At 66.9% G+C, this 14,732-nt stretch carries 19 protein-coding genes; 7 read left to right on the top strand and 12 right to left on the bottom strand.

Translation table 11 applies throughout. From position 1 onward, the window contains the following. Positions 1-47: 47 nt before the first annotated feature. Genes OR37_RS18215 through OR37_RS18205 form a run of 3 tightly spaced genes read right to left on the bottom strand, consistent with a single transcriptional unit; the run spans position 48 to position 2,268 of the window. Positions 48-650: an FMN-binding negative transcriptional regulator gene (locus OR37_RS18215; RefSeq protein WP_004623239.1), complete on the bottom strand. Its 603-nt coding sequence runs from the start codon at positions 648-650 to the stop codon at positions 48-50. Further along, positions 650-1,378 carry a peptidoglycan recognition protein family protein gene (locus OR37_RS18210; RefSeq protein ID WP_004623238.1) on the bottom strand — a complete coding sequence of 243 codons (729 nt, stop codon included), beginning with the start codon at positions 1,376-1,378 and terminating at the stop codon, positions 650-652. Before OR37_RS18210 ends, OR37_RS18215 begins: the two co-directional genes overlap by 1 nt. Next, the gene (locus OR37_RS18205) at positions 1,375-2,268 is read right to left on the bottom strand and encodes a DMT family transporter (protein ID WP_004623236.1); all 894 of its coding nucleotides are present in this window, start codon (positions 2,266-2,268) and stop codon (positions 1,375-1,377) included. The genes OR37_RS18210 and OR37_RS18205 overlap by 4 nt, the downstream gene beginning before the upstream one ends. Before the next feature lie 175 nt (positions 2,269-2,443). Between OR37_RS18205 and OR37_RS18200 the strand changes: the two genes are divergently transcribed. Continuing rightward, the gene (locus OR37_RS18200) at positions 2,444-3,925 is read left to right on the top strand and encodes a flavin-containing monooxygenase (RefSeq protein ID WP_004623235.1); all 1,482 of its coding nucleotides are present in this window, start codon (positions 2,444-2,446) and stop codon (positions 3,923-3,925) included. A 208-nt stretch (positions 3,926-4,133) separates the two neighbouring features. Here OR37_RS18200 and OR37_RS18195 read toward each other — a convergent pair whose 3' ends face one another. The 3 genes from OR37_RS18195 to OR37_RS18185 form a co-directional block, all read right to left on the bottom strand. After that, entirely contained in the window at positions 4,134-5,441 is a 1,308-nt protein-coding gene (locus tag OR37_RS18195; protein WP_004623233.1) for a cytochrome P450, read from the bottom strand. Between the two features lie 202 nt (positions 5,442-5,643). After that, on the bottom strand, positions 5,644-6,240 hold the full coding sequence (locus OR37_RS18190) for a DUF3052 family protein (RefSeq protein WP_004623229.1): 597 nt from the start codon (positions 6,238-6,240) through the stop codon (positions 5,644-5,646). Between the two features lie 4 nt (positions 6,241-6,244). Then, positions 6,245-7,042: a crotonase/enoyl-CoA hydratase family protein gene (locus OR37_RS18185; RefSeq protein ID WP_004623228.1), complete on the bottom strand. Its 798-nt coding sequence runs from the start codon at positions 7,040-7,042 to the stop codon at positions 6,245-6,247. Positions 7,043-7,219: 177 nt separating this feature from the next. Here OR37_RS18185 and OR37_RS18180 point away from each other — a divergent pair, with 177 nt between their 5' ends. The 3 genes from OR37_RS18180 (at position 7,220) to OR37_RS18170 (ending at position 8,773) form a co-directional block, all read left to right on the top strand. Next, positions 7,220-7,582, top strand: coding sequence for a response regulator (locus OR37_RS18180; RefSeq protein WP_004623225.1), 363 nt, complete (start codon positions 7,220-7,222; stop codon positions 7,580-7,582). A 50-nt stretch (positions 7,583-7,632) separates the two neighbouring features. After that, a complete protein-coding gene (locus tag OR37_RS18175) occupies positions 7,633-8,247 on the top strand; it encodes a pyridoxamine 5'-phosphate oxidase family protein (protein ID WP_004623223.1) in 615 nt (204 codons plus the stop codon). Positions 8,248-8,314: 67 nt separating this feature from the next. Further along, a complete protein-coding gene (locus tag OR37_RS18170) occupies positions 8,315-8,773 on the top strand; it encodes a DUF6334 family protein (protein WP_035017687.1) in 459 nt (152 codons plus the stop codon). 112 nt (positions 8,774-8,885) lie between these two features. Here OR37_RS18170 and dksA read toward each other — a convergent pair whose 3' ends face one another. Both dksA and fliX read right to left on the bottom strand, forming a co-directional pair. Then, entirely contained in the window at positions 8,886-9,314 is a 429-nt protein-coding gene (gene dksA / locus OR37_RS18165) for an RNA polymerase-binding protein DksA (protein WP_004623221.1), read from the bottom strand. A gap of 212 nt (positions 9,315-9,526) precedes the next feature. Then, positions 9,527-9,961 (bottom strand): flagellar assembly regulator FliX, encoded by a 435-nt coding sequence (gene fliX / locus OR37_RS18160; protein ID WP_004623220.1) that lies wholly within the window; start codon positions 9,959-9,961, stop codon positions 9,527-9,529. 246 nt (positions 9,962-10,207) lie between these two features. Between fliX and OR37_RS18155 the strand changes: the two genes are divergently transcribed. Genes OR37_RS18155 through OR37_RS18145 form a run of 3 tightly spaced genes read left to right on the top strand, consistent with a single transcriptional unit; the run spans position 10,208 to position 12,135 of the window. Next, the gene (locus tag OR37_RS18155) at positions 10,208-11,320 is read left to right on the top strand and encodes a flagellar basal body P-ring protein FlgI (protein ID WP_035017698.1); all 1,113 of its coding nucleotides are present in this window, start codon (positions 10,208-10,210) and stop codon (positions 11,318-11,320) included. Next, positions 11,320-11,682: a rod-binding protein gene (locus tag OR37_RS18150; RefSeq protein WP_004623216.1), complete on the top strand. Its 363-nt coding sequence runs from the start codon at positions 11,320-11,322 to the stop codon at positions 11,680-11,682. Before OR37_RS18155 ends, OR37_RS18150 begins: the two co-directional genes overlap by 1 nt. Positions 11,683-11,685: 3 nt before the next feature. After that, complete coding sequence (locus tag OR37_RS18145) at positions 11,686-12,135, top strand: hypothetical protein (protein WP_004623215.1); 450 nt, start codon at positions 11,686-11,688, stop codon at positions 12,133-12,135. Positions 12,136-12,138: 3 nt separating this feature from the next. On the opposite strand, the gene OR37_RS18140 is transcribed toward OR37_RS18145, so the two are convergent. The 4 genes from OR37_RS18140 to OR37_RS21915 form a co-directional block, all read right to left on the bottom strand. Next, on the bottom strand, positions 12,139-12,705 hold the full coding sequence (locus OR37_RS18140; protein ID WP_004623214.1) for a class I SAM-dependent methyltransferase: 567 nt from the start codon (positions 12,703-12,705) through the stop codon (positions 12,139-12,141). A 99-nt stretch (positions 12,706-12,804) separates the two neighbouring features. Then, complete coding sequence (locus OR37_RS18135) at positions 12,805-14,385, bottom strand: ABC-F family ATP-binding cassette domain-containing protein (RefSeq protein ID WP_004623212.1); 1,581 nt, start codon at positions 14,383-14,385, stop codon at positions 12,805-12,807. Beyond that, positions 14,342-14,455 carry a hypothetical protein gene (locus OR37_RS21530; protein WP_106404409.1) on the bottom strand — a complete coding sequence of 38 codons (114 nt, stop codon included), beginning with the start codon at positions 14,453-14,455 and terminating at the stop codon, positions 14,342-14,344. The genes OR37_RS18135 and OR37_RS21530 overlap by 44 nt, the downstream gene beginning before the upstream one ends. A gap of 62 nt (positions 14,456-14,517) precedes the next feature. Continuing rightward, a complete protein-coding gene (locus OR37_RS21915; RefSeq protein WP_004623209.1) occupies positions 14,518-14,679 on the bottom strand; it encodes a hypothetical protein in 162 nt (53 codons plus the stop codon). Positions 14,680-14,732 lie beyond the last annotated feature (53 nt).

Below are 14,732 nucleotides of genomic sequence, written 5' to 3'. Positions count from 1 at the left end.
GGATCGCTGGCTCGACCTGGGCCCCGGCATTCGCCGGGGAAATCGGGTTAAGAAAGATCCCGCATCAACCCCGCGATCGGATGCTCGCCCAGCCCCTTCGCCGCGCCCAGGCGGTCGGCGTCGTTCTTGTTCTGCGAGAGCTTGAAGGTCCCTTCCAGCCGCTCGACGAACAGCCGCCCGCCCATGACCCCGTTCAACAGGGCCTCGAACTTGCCGGCCTTCATCTTATCGCGGGTCCAGGGCGTCTTCGGCGAGAGACGCGCCTCTTCCTGGGCCGACAGGTCGTCGAGCAGCGCGATCAGTTCGGCCTCGTTCAGCGGGGCCACCGAGCCCTCGGCCTCGACCGACTGGTAGTTCCAGGTCGGGACCTGATCGGCGCTCTCGTACCAGTCGGGGCTGACATAGGCGTCGAGGCCGGTCGCCAGGACCACCGCGCGGAAGCCTTGCGTCAGATGCGGCGTCAGGACGTTGCCGCGCGACAGGTGGAAGTCGAGGGCGATCTCACCGTCCAGGTCGCGGATCACGACCGGCGACTGGGCCACCATCGGCCGGCCGCCGACGCTGGCGGCGATCGTCACGAACGGATGGACTCGCAGGAAGCCCAGCAAGACCGCGCGATCCTCGACATGGAAGGCTGGAGCGGGATGCATCAGTCGGCCGCCGCGCGCAGCAGACCGACCAGCCGCGCCCGCGTCTCGCCGTCGGCGACGCCGTCGAAGCGGCTCTGCAGCCAGTGGCGCTGGAAGGCGGCGACGATGGTCGTGGTCCATTCGTCGTACTTGCCGGTCGGGGCGCAATCGAAGCCCAGACGCGTCAGGCCCGCTTGCAGCGCGAAGACGCCGGTCCCCTCCTCGCCTTGGCCCAGCGGCGCGCCGGGCGACGGCGCCGGCTCGATCCACAGGCCATGGCCGCTTTCGGCCAGGCGCTTCCAGGGAAAGAGCTCGCCCGGATCGATCTTGCGCGCCGGGGCGATATCGGAGTGGCCGAGGATGCGGCTGTCGGGGATCATCCAGCGCGAGCGCACGTCGGCCAGCAGGTTGATCACCGCGGCGATCTGGGCGTCCGGGAACGGGCGATAGCCGAACTCGTGGCCGGGATTGACGATCTCGATGCCGATAGAGGCCGAGTTAATGTCCTTGACGCCCTTCCAGAAGGCGGCGCCGGCGTGCCAAGCGCGGCGCTCCTCGGGCACGAGACGGAAGACGCGGCCGTCCTCCTCGACGCAGTAGTGGGCGCTGACCTTGGCCTCGGGGTCGCGCAGCCGCTCGATGGCCGCCTCGCCGGTCTCCATGCCGGTGTAGTGCAGCACCACGGTGTCGGGGACGGCCTTCCGCGCGTCGAAGTTCGGCGACGGGGCCTCGATGAAGGACAGGCTCATAGGGCGCGATTCCGGATCGACATCAGCAGTGGCATGACCTGATTCCGCCGCAGCGCGATGATCAGAACGCCGATCAGCGCCAGCGAAGCGCCGATCCCCATGCGCAGATCGAAGTGGTCGTGGGTGACCACCACGCCCATGCCGATCGTAAGGAGCGGCGTCATCAGGGTCAGGGGCGCGATCAGGTTGGCCTCGTAGCGCTGGATCAGCCCGTAATAGGCCGTGTGGGCCAAGACCGAAACCACCAGGGCCGAGAACACCACCGCCCCGACGAAAAGCCATCCGGCGTGCAGGCCGGCCGCCACCTGCCCCGGCTCCATCAGCGCGCTCATCAGCCCCAGCGGCCACAAGGATGAAAAGCCGACCCAGGCCTGGAACTGCAGCGGTTTGACGCCCTCGATCTGCTTCATCATCACCGCGCCCAGCGAGCCCGTGAAGGCCGCGGCGACGATCAGCCAGAGGCCGGGCGACAGCTCGAAGCCGTGCGGGCTCCACATCACCACCACCGCGCCCAGCAGGGTCAGGGCGATGCCGACGCCGCGTCGCCAGCGGATCTTTTCGCCCAGCATCAGCACCGACAGCACGGTGGTGAACGGCACGCCCAGCTGGATCACCACCGCCGCCGCCGAGGGCGACGCGGTCTGGAATCCCATGAACAGCAGCGCGAAATTGCCGCCGCCCATCAACAGGCCCACCAGAACCATCCGCCAGGTCGGCCGGGGCGCGGGCAACAGCCAAGGCAGGGTGATCGCCGCGACCAGGGCGAAGCGAACGGCGGCGTAGTACAGCGGCGGCACGCCCCACTGGGCGACCACCAACTTGGAGACGATGTTGCTGCCGGCCCAGGCCAGGCAGATCAGGATCAGAAGGCCGAAGTCGCGCAGAGACATAGACCACCGCTTAAGCCGCCGCCCCCTCCGTATGCAATCAAAACCCGCGCGCCGTCACCCAACCCGGGGCGCGATCGCGGTTGACGTTCGGTCAAAACGGTCGTTTTGTTCCTAAACAATGTTCACCTATCGCCACGACGGATCAACCGCGGGCGTCGAACCGGGCGGAAATCATATGGAACACGTGGACGTGCTGATTGTCGGCGCCGGGCTTTCGGGGATCGGCGCGGCCTATCATCTGAAAAAGCACTGCCCTGCCAAGACGTACGCCATCCTGGAGGGACGCGAGGCGATTGGCGGGACCTGGGATCTTTTCCGTTATCCCGGCATCCGCTCCGACAGCGACATGTACACCCTGGGCTACAGCTTCAAGCCCTGGAAGGCCGCCAAGGCCATCGCCGACGGCCCGTCCATTCTGAGCTATGTCCGCGAGACCGCGCGCGAGCATGACGTCGATCGCCACATCCGCTTCAGGCACATGGTCAAGCGCGCCAGCTGGTCCAGCGAAACGGCGACCTGGACCGTCGAGGCCGAGCATGACGGCCGTATCGTCAAGTTCAGCTGCGGCTTCCTCTACATGTGCGCGGGCTATTACCGCTATTCGGCGGGCTATACGCCCGACTTCGCCGGGACCGAGCGCTTCAAGGGCCGGATCGTCCATCCGCAACATTGGCCGCAAGACCTGGACTACACCGGCAAGCAGGTCGTGGTGATCGGCAGCGGCGCCACGGCGGTCACCCTGGTGCCGGAAATGGCCAAGACCGCCGCCCACGTCGTCATGCTGCAGCGCTCGCCGACCTATGTGGTCTCGCGCCCGGCCGAGGACGGGATCGCCAACTGGCTGCGGTCCAAACTTCCCGCCATGACCGCCTACGGCATCACGCGCTGGAAGAACGTGCTGATGCAGATGCTGTTCTTCAACATGGCGCGAAAGAAGCCCGAGAAAGTCAAGCAGCGCCTGCTGGACATGCTGCGCGAGCATCTGGGTCCCGACTACGACATCGCCACCCACTTCACGCCTCGGTACAATCCATGGGACCAGCGCCTGTGCCTGGTGCCCGACGCGGACCTTTTCGATTCGCTGAAGACCGGAAGGAGCTCGGTGGTCACCGACCACATCGAAGCCTTCACCGAGACCGGCATCCAGCTGAAGTCGGGCAAGACCCTCGAGGCCGACGTGATCGTCACCGCCACGGGCCTGCAGCTGCAACTGGTCGGCGGCATGGAGATCGTCATCGACGGCAAGCCAGCCGATCTGTCCCGCGCGATGAGCTACAAGGGCATGATGTTCAGCGACGCGCCGAACATGGCCTCGGTCTTCGGCTACACCAACGCCAGCTGGACGCTCAAGGCGGACCTCACCAGCGAATATGTCTGCCGTCTGCTGAACCACATGGACCGCGTCGGGGCCGACTACTGCGTCCCGCGCGTGGACGATCCCGACATGGAGGTCGAGCCGTGGCTGGACTTCTCGTCCGGCTACATCACCCGCTCGATCGGCCAGTTCCCCAAGCAGGGCGCGCGCAAGCCTTGGAAGGCCCACCAGAACTACGCCCTGGACCTTGTGACCCTGCGCTACGGCAAGGTCGACGACGGCGTGATGGAATTTGGGCGCAAGACGGGGGCTAAGGCGACGTCCCTGAAAGCAGCCGCCTAGAGCCTTATCCGCTCGAATGGAATCATTCGAGCGGAAAAATAAGGCTCTAAATCAAACATTTAGAGCGTGATAACCGCCGAAACCGCTCACACTTTCGGCTATCACGCTCTAAAACCCTTAAGCTCGCGGCGGGGATCGCCAGACCAACCTTGTCTCGTAAGGAGATCGCGCCTCGCCGCTCGCGGCGAGGCGCGATGGAGACGCTGAGTCAGGCGTCCAGCTTTTCAAGCGTCACGGGTAGCCGCCGCAGTTGGCACATGGCGTGATTATCGATCCAGTCGTCGATGTCGCCAGCCGCGCGCACCTCGATCCTTTCGGTGATCATGGCGTCGATAAGGCTCCTGGCCGCCAGACTCGCCACGAAACGCCCAGGGCAGATGTGGGCGCCCCCGCCAAACGTTGTCGAACCCTGCTGCGGCCGGTTCAGATCAAATCGATCGGGATTCACGAAAGCTTCAGGATCGCGGTTGGCGGCCGCCCACATCATCAGGACCCGCGTGCCGGCCGGAATGATCAGGCCATCGTAAGCCAGATCGGCGCTGAGGATCCGGTTGAGATGGATAACCGGCGGCTCCAGCCGCAGGCACTCCACAACGGCGGCCGCGACCTTTTCCGGCTCGGCGCGCAATTGGGTCATCACTTCAGGATGATCCAGCAGCGTGCGGACCGTATTCGCGATAGCCAACGCGGCCGTGTGGAAGCCGTCAAAAAGATTGCCGGCGAGGAACGCTCCGACGGTCTTGGGGACATAGCCGCCATAGTCGAGATCGTCAGCGATATCGATGGCCGCGAGATCGTGCGCTATCGCCGTGACGAACGGGCAACGCCCCGCCTCAAGGGCTCGCTGCCCACTCCCTTCCACAAGCGCGCGGTAGGCCTTAGCCGCGGCGTCGGCCTCGCGAATGCCCTCCCAATCCATCCGCAGGAACAGCATCGGCGTCATCCTGCGAGCCTGGACGGCCGCGGCGAGCGCGTCCTGGTCGCTCATGCCGATCAGACCGCCCCAGTAAAGACCGATCAGGGGCTCCGCGATCTGTTCGACCAGATCAACGGCCTGGTTCAAGGGCAAGCCTTCCAGGATTCGTGTGGCGATCGCGCGCGCGACGTCGGTGCGCGCGGCCGTCGGCTTGGGCCCGATCTGGTTGAGGAGCACCTTGCGCAAGCTCGCGTTGAGCTCGCCATTGGCGCCGAAGAGCTGGTTCTTGATCAGATCGGCGATGGCGAAGCCCACGGGCTTCTCCTCTGGCAGCTCGGCTGTGAGCACGCCCGGAAAAACCTGATTGGGGGCCATGGCCGCCAGCTCCGGCTTAGCGGCCATGGCGCGCAGGTCAGCGTGGCGGAACACGACCAAGGCCCCGGTGTCGCTTTTCAGAAAACGAGGCGCGCCGGGCTCGAACACCTGGGCGCAGAACCTGCGGAAGGCGATCCGTCCTCCGTCATAGCCGTAGTCCGCCAGGGTCGGCAGCGCCTCGACCTCCAAAACCGTCGGCTGACGCCCTGCAACCTCGCTAGTCATGAAATACTCCCGGGATCCGAGGTCCTTCGTCGTCGGGCAACGGCGCCGACGCCCCTTCGCGCCGAGCATAACAATAGTAATAACTATCTCAATGGCGTTTCGCGCTTTCTTGAGAACGTCCGGCCTCACGGCGCTACGATCGCGGGTAACCACCCGGCCCAGCGCATGGCCCGTCGATGTCCGTAACCGTTCGCGAGACGACCTACCCGCCCTTGCGCTTCACGAACCTCAGCGCCGTGTGCGTGGACGAGAACGCGCAGACCTTGGTGTCCGTAAACCCAAGGCCCCGCACCGCCTCCAGAATCTCGGCGTCCTTCAGCGGCGCGCCCTTGCCTTTCCGCGCCACGACCCAGACCGCGCCCTTGGCCGCCAGGGCGCCCGCCCAGTCCTCCAGCCGGTCGAAATCCGCCAGGTCCTCGGCGCCGAGGAAGAGAAGGTCGATCCCCTCCTCCGCCTCGTCCAGAGCGACTCGGGTTTCCAGTTCGGCGATGAACGCCTCGTCCTCGACGCCGTCGACCACCACGGTCATGCCCGGCTTCACGCCCAGTTTATCGAGGCGCGAGGGCGGGTTGAGGATGGCGTGGACCCACTTCTCGGCCTGGCCCGCCTCCAGCGTGAAGCGCGTGCCGTCGCTGAGCACCAGGTCGTCGCCCTCGGCCCGCACGTTCTTCAAGGCGTGGCCCTGATAGATGCCGCGATAGGCGCCGCGAAAGATCAGCTTCGGCGGCTCCCAGAGGAGCTTGCCCTCGCTTTCGCCGTCGGACAGCTGGCCCCAGACGCCGCTGGCTTCCTTGCCCATGACCTCAGGCGCCCTTGAACACCGGAGCGCGCTTTTCGAGGATCGCGTCGACGCCTTCCATATGGTCCTCGGTGTGGTGGGCGATGGCCTGGGCGGCGGCGCTCATCTCCATCAGGGTGTCATAGCTGGCGTTCTGGCCGTGCTTGAGCAGGCTCTTGGCCATGCGCAGGGCGTGCGGCGGCTGCTGGGCGATCCGTTCGGCCAGGGCCAGGGCCTCGCCCATCAAGTCGGCGTGCGGCACGGCCTTGCTGATCAGGCCCCACTCGGCCGCCTTGGCCGCGTCGATGACGTCGCCGGTGAACAACAGCTCGGCCGCCCGGCTCATGCCGATCGTGCGCGGCATCAGCCACGCGCCGCCGTCGCCCGGGATCAAGCCCAGCTTCAGAAAGGTCACGCCGAACTTGGCGGTGTCGGCGGCGATTCGGATGTCCGTCATGCAGGCCACGTCGCAACCCAGGCCGATCGCCGCGCCATTGACCGCCGCGATCGAAGGGACTTCCAGGCCGTAGATGGCGCGGACGATGCGGTGGATGTTCTTGCGATAGCCGTCGCGCACCGCCACCCCGTTGCCGCCGAAAGCCCCCTCGCGGGCCTTCATCGCCTTGACGTCGCCGCCGGCCGAGAAGGCCCGGCCCGCCCCGGTCAGGACCACGCAGCGGATGTCCTGGTCGTCATTGATCGCCTCGCAGGCCGCGGCCACCTGGTCGCCATCGCCGGGCGCGCCCAGGGCGTTCATCGCTTCCGGCCGATTCAAGGTGAGAATGGCGACGTGGCCGCGCTTTTCGACGAGAATCAAAGACAATGGGCGCTCCTGCTGATGCTTATTACTGTTATGGATCCATACTCCGCTTCGGCTTCCCGCGCAGCCAGTCCAAATCAGATCAACCCACGCGATAGCGGGGATCACGAAAACGCGACTGGCGCGCCGCTCCTTGGCGACATTGAAATGAGTTCGGGACGAGAGAGAAGGCTGCGGCGGATGACCGAGCACGCTAAGGCCCGCCATGTGTTGATTATAGAGGACGAAATCCTCATCGCGTTTGAAGTCGAGGCCCTTTTGGCGGAACAGGGCTTCACCAGTTTCGATATCGCCGACAGCCCCGGCGACGCCTTGGCCTTGGCCTTGGCCAATCCTCCGGACCTGATCACCGCCGACTACCGCATCGTGGGGGGCACGGGGGTCGAGGCCGTCGAGGCCATTCAGCGTCAACTGGGCTCCATTCCCGTCGTCTATGTGACCGGAAATTCCGACCTTGTGCAGGACCGCCTGCGGCCGATCGTCGGCAAGCCAATCTCGCCGCGCATCTTGGCCGAGGCCTGCGCCCAGGCGCTGATGGCTTGAGTTGTATCGGCGCGGCTCCCTCCGCTAGACTCGGGGGACGGGAGAACGCGATGCACGAGATCACCACGGTCGACGCCTTGGAAGCGCTCTACCAGCCGCTTCCCGCCCCGGCCTCGACCGTCAAGGTCACCGACCATATCACCCCGCACTACGCCGCGCTGATAAAGGCTTCTCCCTTCGTGGCGCTGGCCACGGCGGGTCCCGAGGGCCTGGATTGCAGCCCGCGCGGCGACCTGCCGGGTTTCGTCCGCATCGAGGATCCCCGGACGTTGATCCTGCCCGACCGGCGCGGCAACAACCGCATCGACTCGCTGCGCAACGTCATCCGCGATCCGCGCGTGGCCCTGCTGTTCCTGATCCCGGGCTCGGGCACGACCTTCCGCGTCAACGGCCGCGCGGTGATCAGCGCCGATCCGGCGTTGTTGGAAAGCTTCGCCGTGGATGGCAAGGCGCCGCGCACCGCGATGATCGTCACGGTGGAGGAAGCCTATTTCCAATGCGCCCGCGCCATCGTGCGCTCGGGCCTCTGGAACCCCGAGACCCACGTCGATCCCAAGTCCCTGCCCACGCCCGGCGCCATGCTGGCGGCGGTCACGGCCGGCGAGGTCGGCGGCGAGACCTACGACCGCGAATGGCCCGGACGCGCGGCCAAGACGATGTGGTGAGGGGGTTAGACAAGTGTCGGCCGAGTGTGGGTAGTGGACTATGAACCACCCCGAGCGGAAGCCTCCCATGAATTCTGATGAACTTCCTCGCGCCCAGGGCATCGTGCGGTTTGATTTCGACCGTTACGACGATCTCCAGGGTCAATCGACCTGCCGCATAACGGCTAAGGTCGAGGCGGACGATCCGAGGCCCACTTGGTGGGAAATGGTCGTGATGGGCGAGACCCTGGGTCTACACATCACCGTAAACAGTGACACTGACGAGCTGATCGTCTCGCTAACCGATGTTGCGGAACCTAGCGGCGGTCGGTGGATCGACGTCGAACAACTAGCTGATTGTATTGGGGGCAAGATCGGCTGGTGCTGGTCCGCGCTCAATTCTCAAGGTTATTGGGATTTGTTCATACTGTCGTTCGAGGGCGGTGTAATTCCGGGCGTAGCCTTTCTCGGAATGGCGTCGGAAGTGCACGTAATGCGGATGACCCTGGTTGAGCAACCGTCTGCCCCTGAGGTGCTTGAGCGTTAGGCTATCCAACGTCCCCTCAAGCTCGCAAGCCGTCCCGCACCCCACGAATAAAAGCGGCCCTGGGCTCCCCACCCAAGGCCGCTTGAAACACATCAGTCGCTGAAGCGGGCGCTTAGTCGTCGCGGTGGACGCGTTCGCGGCGTTCGTGGCGTTCCTGGGCTTCCAGGCTGAGCGTCGCCGTCGGGCGAGCGTCCAGCCGGGCCAGGCCGATCGGCTCGCCCGTCTCCTCGCAGTAGCCGTAGGAGCCGTCCTCGACTCGGCGCAGGGCCTGGTCGATCTTGGAGATCAGCTTCCGTTGACGATCGCGGGTGCGGAGCTCAAGAGCCCGATCGGTTTCCGAGGACGCGCGATCGGCGAGATCGGCGTGATTCTCGGTTTCCTTCTGGAGGTGGGAGACCGTTTCGCGCGATTCGCGAAGGATCTCTTCTTTCCAGGCCAGCAGCTTGTTCTTGAAATACTCAAGCTGCCGGTCGTTCATAAAAGGCTCGTCCTCGGAAGGACGGTACTCAGACTTATCGACTAGAACAGTGGCCGTTTGCATCAACGCCTCACGCCCCAATGAACTCAGCCTTCGAGGGCTGCGTGCTTATAGCAAAAGGTGAGCCGCATTCAATGAACCTCGCGTGAGCGGCGCGTTCAGGTCGCGCGACCCGCGCGGCGGCTCGAAGACCGCGGCGGCGACGGATATAAAACGCGCGAACGCGCCAAGCGTGGCGGAGGCGAACGACGATCTTGTTCGCCGCCCCGCCCATGTCAGCTGTTCCGCGCCTGAAGCTTGGCCAGCTCGACGGCGGCCCGAGTCTCGATCTCGTTGAGCACCCCTTCGAGTCGGGGGTCGTCTGTCGCGTCGCGCTGCTCGCGGACGGCGCGGGTCAAGCGATCCAGGGCGCTCGGCGAGATCTCGCCGTCGATCAGCGCGATCCGCACCTCGCCCAGGATGTCGAGAATATTGTCGGCGCGGCGCACCGCCCGCTTGCGGCGCTCCAGCGGGCCGCCGACGGTTTCCATCTGTTGCAGCGCCAGCAGCGCGTCCACCGAGCCGACGCCCGTCAAACCGCCGACGGCCGCCGTGCTGGCCGCGCCGCTGGCGGCGTTCACGGACGGAAGCGAAAAGCCCGACGCCCCGCCGGCGGGCCTGGCCCGCGACGCGCCGGTCGCCCCCACGCCTCCCGTGCTAGAAACCTTCATCCGACAGCTCCAATAAGCCTACGCGCGCGAGTCACGCTTCCCGCGCCTTGGATCACATTAGTCCGCCATCCGCTTGAAGTATGGTTAATGCCGGGCAGATTCTGCCGTTCGGCGCCAGGCGGCCCGGCGGCCAATCGGGAATCCCTTGAGTCACAAGGCCCTAGCCCGTCGGAGAGAACTGGCCCGCTTCTGGCATGGGACGGCGCGGGGATGTGTCCCGACCCCGGTATCGCCTTCGAGACCACCATGCCGCGTTCATTCTTTCGCACGCTCCTGATCGCCCTTGTCGCGGTTTCGTCGCTCGTCGCGGCGCCCGCCTTCGCCAAGTCGCGCATCAAGGACATCGTGTCCTTCGAGGGCGTCCGGGAAAACCAGCTGGTCGGCTACGGCATGGTCGTGGGCCTGAACGGCACCGGCGATAGCCTGCGCAACGCGCCGATGACCAAGCAGAGCCTGGAGGCGATGCTTGAGCGCCAGGGCGTCAATGTCCGAGACGCCAATCTGAACACCAAGAACACGGCCACCGTCATGGTCACGGCCAACCTGCCGCCCTTCGCCGCGGCCGGCGCCAAGCTGGACGTCACGGTCTCGGCCCTGGGCGACGCCAAGAGCCTGCTGGGCGGCACGCTGATCGTCACCAGCCTGCAGGGCGCGGACGGCCAGACCTACGCCGTGGCGCAAGGCACCGTGCAGACGGGCTCGGTCTCGGCGGGCGGCGCGTCGGGCAGCTCGGTCACCAAGGGCGTCCCGACCGCGGGCCGCATCGCCGGCGGCGGCATCATCGAGCGCGAGACCGGCTTCCAGATGGTCAATATGGATATTCTCCGTCTGACCCTGCGCAATCCGGATTTCACGACCTCGCGCCGCATCGCCGACGCGATCAACAACCGCTATCCCGGCTGCGCCCAGGCGCAGAACCCTACCATCGTCGCCATCCGCGCCCCGGCCGGTGTCGACATGATCAGCTTCGTCACCGCGATCGAGAACCTGGAAGTCGAGCCGGACGGCCCGGCCAAGGTGGTGATCGACGAAGTGGCCGGCGTGATCGTGATGGGCGACGACGTCCGCATCAGCAAGGTCGCGATCGCCCAGGGCAACCTGACCATCTCGGTCCAGGAGACCCCGGCCGTCAGCCAGCCGGCGCCGTTCAGCCAGGGCCAGACGGCGGTGGTGCCGCAGTCGACGGTCAAGGTCGACGAGGAAAAGGGCAAGAAGCTGATCACGCTGGGCGGCTCGCCGTCGCTGAAGAGCCTGGTGGGCGGGCTGAACGCCCTGGGCGTCACGCCTCGCGACATGATCTCGATCCTGCAGGCCGTGAAAGCCGCCGGCGCCCTGCAAGCCGATATCGAGGTGATGTAATGAGCCTGCTCTCCGCCCTCGCTCCCCAGGTCAACACCATCGCCAGCGCGGCCGAGGCCACAGCCAAGACGGCGCGCAACGTGGCCAAGACCGCCCTCGGCGCGGCCGACGAGGCCGCCAAGCGCGCCAAGATCAAGGAAACCGCCCAGAACTTCGAAAGCTCGTTCCTGTCTGTGATGTTCCAGCAGATGTCCGCCGGCGTGAAGACCGACGAGACGTTCGGCGGGGGTCAGGGCGAGGAGATGTTCAAGTCGGTCCTGACCGACGCGATGTCCAAGCAGATCACCAAGGCCGGCGGGATCGGCCTGGCCGCCAGCATCCAGCGCGAGATGCTGAAGATGCAGGGTTTGAAGGAGCAATAGTCCATGGCTCTCGCCGCCGTCGACGCCGATGATCGCGTCACCCAGCTGATCCTGCTGACCGAACGCCTGACCGACCTGATCGCCAAGGAGGCCCAGGCCTTCGAGAGCCGCCGGCCGCACGAGGCCGCGCAGTATGTCGAGGAAACCGCCAAGCTGGCGAACCTCTATCGACATGAGTCGATGCGCGTGAAGGCCAATATCGCCCTCGTGGAGGCGGCCCGTCTTGAGCTGCGCCAACGCCTGATCCGCGCCACCGAGGCTTTCGACGCCGTGCTGGCCCGGCAGGCTCGCGCCGTGAACGCCGCCCGCGTGGTCACCGAGGGTCTGGTCCGCGCCGTGGCCGAGGAGATCGCCAACCAGCGCGCCGCCCCGGCCGCCACCTACGGCGCCGGCGCGATGATGAATGACCGCCCGCAGATGGGCGCGGCGATCACCCTCAACCGCAAGGCCTGACTCTTAGATCAACGCGAACACCGCGGCCGGCCGGGTCATGCCCGCCGGGTCGCCAAAGTCGGCCACCGGATAGTCGGCCACGACGCGGAGACGTTCGGTCGGCAGGAACTCGCGCCAGGGATCGCCGATCAGCACCGCCACCCCGGCCGCGCGGCAGCGGTCCAGAAAGGCCAGGATCCGCTCAGCCAGGACGGCGTCATAGAAAAGGTCGCCGACCAGGACAAGGGCGACGGCGGGCGGATCGCCGGTCGTCAGATCCGCTAGCGTCGCCTCCACGCTCACGCCGTTGGCGGCGGCGTTGAGGCCGATAGCCGCCACCGCGTAGGGATCGATATCCACCGCCCAGGCCGCCCGAGCGCCCGCCAACATGGCGGCGATGGCGACCAGACCCGAACCCGCCCCAAGATCCAGCACGCGCCGGCCCGCCACGCTTTCGGGACAGTCCAGCACATGCCGCGCCAGGGCCAGGCCGCCGCCCCACGGTCGGGCCCAGTAGGGCGAGCCGAACGCGGGGTCGGCCTTGGCCAGGCGCATCAGCCCGCTGCGGGGACCGGCGGTGTGCAGGCGCACCTCGGGCGCGCCGGGCGCGGGTTCCAGCGGCAGATTGGCTCGAATGAAGGCGGGAATGTGCAGACGTCGCGATCCTTAAAACGATGTTCCCTTGAGCCGCTAACCGAGCGCGATCCCGCGTTCAATGCCGATGGCGTCGAGAAAATCCTCGTCGTGGCTGACCACGAGCAGCGCCCCGTCATAGCCCGACAGCGCCGCCTCGACCGCCTCGATCGAGGCGATGTCCAGATGGTTGGTCGGCTCGTCCAGGATCAGCAGCTGCGGCGGCGAGACGCCGCTCAATACGCAGGCCAGGGCCGCCCGCAGGCGCTCGCCGCCGCTCAGCGTGCCGGCGATCTGGTGCGCGGCGGTGTTGCGGAACAGGAATCGGGCCAGGGCCGCATAAGCGTCGTTTTGGCTGGCGGCGGGGTTCAAGCGGCGGAAGTTCTCGAGGATGGTCTGGTCGTCGGCCAGCAACGCCGCCCGCTGGTCGAGCAGCGCCGCGGGGACCGACCGCTTCACCGCGCCCGCCGTGGGCGACAGCGCCCCGGTCGCCAGGCGGATCAAGGTGGTCTTGCCGGTCCCATTGGCGCCCGACACCGCCACCCGCTCGGGGCCGGCGATGCGGAAGGACAGATCCTCGATGATCGGCGGTCCGTCCGGCCAGGCCAAGGCGACCGAGTCGAAGACCAGGACCTCGCGCCCTTGCGGCAGTCCCGAGGGGGGCAGATCGAACCCCAGCGTCCGGGCGCGCTCGACGCGCGCCTCGGCCGACGCCTTGGCCCGGGCCGCCTCGGCCGCCAGCCTATCGGCGAGCTTGCCCTCGCGCGCGCCGCTGTTCTCGGCCCGCTCGGCCAGCGCGCCCAGCAGAATTTTCGGTGTTCCGCCCCGGTCGGCGAACCGGCGGCCGCCCGCGTCGCGGCGATCCTTGCGTTCGCGGGCGACCTGGGCCTCGCGGGCGACGCGGCGCACCTCCTTCTCCGCGTGGTCGAGATCCCGGCGAGCCGCCTGGGCCTCTTCGGCCCGGCGCTCGGCATAGAGGTCCCAGCCGCCGCCGTAGGACCGCGCGCCGAGCGACGACAGCTCGACGATGCGGTCCATGCCGCGCAGCAGCGCCCGGTCGTGACTGACCACCACCGCCCCGCCGCGCCATCGGGCCAGCACGCGCGACACCATCTCTCGCGCCGTCGCGTCGAGATTGTTGGTCGGCTCGTCCAGCAGCAGGACGTCGGGTCGGGCGATCAGCAGCCGCGCCAGCCCCGCCCGCGTCGCTTGTCCGCCCGATAGCGACGCGGCCGGCCGCTCGGGATCGAGGCCGGGCAAGCCGACATCGGCCAAGGCCTGCTCAAGCCGCGCGGGGAGGTCCCAGTCGGCGTGGGCGAGGTCGGCCTCGTCGCCCTCGCCTTGCTGGATGCGCGCCAGGCGATCCCAGTCCGGCCCGACGCCCAGCAGGTCGGCCAGCCGCGCGTCGGCCGAGACGTCGGGCGACTGATCCAGGACCGCGACGGTCCCGGTCCGGGCCACGCTTCCCGCCAACGGCGGGCGCGCGCCCGCGATCAGCGCCAGCAAGGTCGACTTGCCCGCGCCATTGCGCCCGACCAGGCCGATGCGCTCGGCCCCGATCGACAGGTTCAGGTTTTCGAAGAGAAGGCGGCCGTCAGGCGTGGCGGCGGAAACGGAATCCAAGGTGATGAAGGACATGCGAACCCAAGGTCAGGGAAACGGAGAGGACGAAGCGGTCTTCCGTCTTGCTGATCATGGGAGCCTCCATCGGATAGGAGCGGCGAATCTAGGCGTTGGCGCGTCGCGCGGCAAGCGGCGCCGGACGGCGCCCTAGTTGGGCGCCATGGTGTGCAGAACGTAGATCAGCGACCCGACGCCGCCGATGAACACCAATCCGTCGATGACGATCGAGCGCGGTTTGCCCGGCTTGAGCGCGTCAAACGCATCCTGCTTGGCTTCCTGTTTGGCGCTTTGGGCCTCGGGCTTGGCCATCGCTCGCTCCTTATCGAGGTCGAGCTTCAGCCCGAACGTGGCCTTTACATCAT

It is taken from the genome of Caulobacter vibrioides OR37 (genome assembly GCF_000372645.1).
Taxonomy (GTDB): domain Bacteria; phylum Pseudomonadota; class Alphaproteobacteria; order Caulobacterales; family Caulobacteraceae; genus Caulobacter; species Caulobacter vibrioides_E.
This window is presented reverse-complemented; position numbering and strand designations above follow the sequence as displayed.

What these genes read in the sequence shown, in the direction of transcription:
- OR37_RS18215 (WP_004623239.1), bottom strand. Translation starts at nt 650, where the DNA reads ATGCATCCCGCTCCAGCCTTCCATGTCGAGGATCGCGCGGTCTTGCTG.
- OR37_RS21530 (WP_106404409.1), bottom strand. Translation starts at nt 14,455, where the DNA reads ATGGAGGCTCCCATGATCAGCAAGACGGAAGACCGCTTCGTCCTCTCC.
- OR37_RS18200 (WP_004623235.1), top strand. Translation starts at nt 2,444, where the DNA reads ATGGAACACGTGGACGTGCTGATTGTCGGCGCCGGGCTTTCGGGGATC.
- OR37_RS18145 (WP_004623215.1), top strand. Translation starts at nt 11,686, where the DNA reads ATGGCTCTCGCCGCCGTCGACGCCGATGATCGCGTCACCCAGCTGATC.
- dksA (WP_004623221.1), bottom strand. Translation starts at nt 9,314, where the DNA reads ATGCAAACGGCCACTGTTCTAGTCGATAAGTCTGAGTACCGTCCTTCC.
- OR37_RS18210 (WP_004623238.1), bottom strand. Translation starts at nt 1,378, where the DNA reads ATGAGCCTGTCCTTCATCGAGGCCCCGTCGCCGAACTTCGACGCGCGG.
- OR37_RS18175 (WP_004623223.1), top strand. Translation starts at nt 7,633, where the DNA reads ATGCACGAGATCACCACGGTCGACGCCTTGGAAGCGCTCTACCAGCCG.
- OR37_RS18190 (WP_004623229.1), bottom strand. Translation starts at nt 6,240, where the DNA reads ATGGGCAAGGAAGCCAGCGGCGTCTGGGGCCAGCTGTCCGACGGCGAA.
- OR37_RS18170 (WP_035017687.1), top strand. Translation starts at nt 8,315, where the DNA reads ATGAATTCTGATGAACTTCCTCGCGCCCAGGGCATCGTGCGGTTTGAT.
- OR37_RS18135 (WP_004623212.1), bottom strand. Translation starts at nt 14,385, where the DNA reads ATGTCCTTCATCACCTTGGATTCCGTTTCCGCCGCCACGCCTGACGGC.
- OR37_RS18150 (WP_004623216.1), top strand. Translation starts at nt 11,320, where the DNA reads ATGAGCCTGCTCTCCGCCCTCGCTCCCCAGGTCAACACCATCGCCAGC.
- OR37_RS21915 (WP_004623209.1), bottom strand. Translation starts at nt 14,679, where the DNA reads ATGGCCAAGCCCGAGGCCCAAAGCGCCAAACAGGAAGCCAAGCAGGAT.
- fliX (WP_004623220.1), bottom strand. Translation starts at nt 9,961, where the DNA reads ATGAAGGTTTCTAGCACGGGAGGCGTGGGGGCGACCGGCGCGTCGCGG.
- OR37_RS18180 (WP_004623225.1), top strand. Translation starts at nt 7,220, where the DNA reads ATGACCGAGCACGCTAAGGCCCGCCATGTGTTGATTATAGAGGACGAA.
- OR37_RS18205 (WP_004623236.1), bottom strand. Translation starts at nt 2,268, where the DNA reads ATGTCTCTGCGCGACTTCGGCCTTCTGATCCTGATCTGCCTGGCCTGG.
- OR37_RS18155 (WP_035017698.1), top strand. Translation starts at nt 10,208, where the DNA reads ATGCCGCGTTCATTCTTTCGCACGCTCCTGATCGCCCTTGTCGCGGTT.
- OR37_RS18195 (WP_004623233.1), bottom strand. Translation starts at nt 5,441, where the DNA reads ATGACTAGCGAGGTTGCAGGGCGTCAGCCGACGGTTTTGGAGGTCGAG.